The organism is Kitasatospora sp. NPDC093558 (assembly GCF_040683475.1).
In the GTDB taxonomy this organism is placed as follows: Bacteria; Actinomycetota; Actinomycetes; order Streptomycetales; family Streptomycetaceae; genus Kitasatospora.
Map to the genome: position 1 here is coordinate 1 of NZ_JBFBDY010001382.1, position 1,073 is coordinate 1,073.

Below are 1,073 nucleotides of genomic sequence, written 5' to 3' on the forward strand. Positions count from 1 at the left end.
GCGGAGACCGGCGCGGTCGCCCGGGCGACGAGTTCGAGCACCTCCAGGGTGCGGTCCGCGGCGCGCGGCCCGGTCTGACCGGTCATGGGGTGCTGCTCCTCGTGCTCGTCCTTCGTGATCGTTCCAGTGTGCCGGTGATCCGGTCGGCGCGGTCACCGGCCCCCTGGTTCGAGCCTCCCGGCCTCAGGACTCGCGGGGCGCGAGCTCGCCCATCAGGTCCCAGCCGTCGCGGTCGGGGAGGTCGACGCTGATGATCTTCGGCCGGGCGGCGACCGCGTGGGACAGCTTCTCCATGGCCTCGCGGAAGTGCGCGGACTCGACGTGGGCCTGGCCGGCCTCGCCGTCGCGGAAGCCCTCGACGAGGACGTACTCGTCGGGGTCGTCCACGCTGCGCGACCACTCGTAGAAGAGGTTGCCCGGCTCGGCGCGGGTGGCCTCGGTGAAGTCGTGGACGATGTCGAGCCACTGCGCGCTGAGTTCGGGGCGGACGGCGAACTTCACGGTGATGAAGATCATGGGATGCCTTTCGGGTGGGCGCGGCCGGTACGGGAATGCCTCCACACCGTGACCGCCCGCCCGGCACCGCGCGAAACGCGGGCGGCCGGGATTCCGGCCAGGCCGGAAAACGCGCCGTCGCGGGCTCCGGCTCGGCTACGCGCCCGCCGGGACGCCGCCCAGCCGCTCGAAGGCCAGCCGCTCGAAGCACGCGCGCCACGAGCCCTCCGTCGGCCGCCAGCCGTACGCGGTCCGCGCGAGGCCGCCGCCCGCGCCGCGCGCCCAGCGGGGACAGCCGGTGGCCCGCTCGGGCGCGGGCGCATCGAGCGCGCGGGCGAGGACAGGCATCCACGTGTGCGCGGGCGCCGGCTCGTCGTCCACGATGTTGACCGCGCCGCTCGGCCAGTGCAGCGCCGCGACCGCCGCCCGGGCCGCGTCCGTGACGTGCAGGAACGACGTGACGGAGCCGTCCGCGGCGAGCTCGCCCCGCCGCAGCCGGTCCACCAACCGGCCGCCCCGCACGTACCAGGAGCCCCGCCCGAGCCCCAAGCCGTACCGCAGGATCACGGCCACGGGCC

General features: G+C 75.4%; 1 protein-coding gene and 1 pseudogene. Both read right to left on the minus strand.

Annotated elements, in window-relative coordinates:
• Positions 1–183: 183 nt before the first annotated feature.
• Positions 184–516, minus strand: a complete 333-nt coding sequence (locus AB0O00_RS41180; protein WP_363659768.1) for a putative quinol monooxygenase — start codon at positions 514–516, stop codon at positions 184–186.
• A 135-nt stretch (positions 517–651) separates the two neighbouring features.
• Positions 652–1,073 (minus strand): annotated as a pseudogene (locus AB0O00_RS41185) (hypothetical protein); the annotation flags it as partial.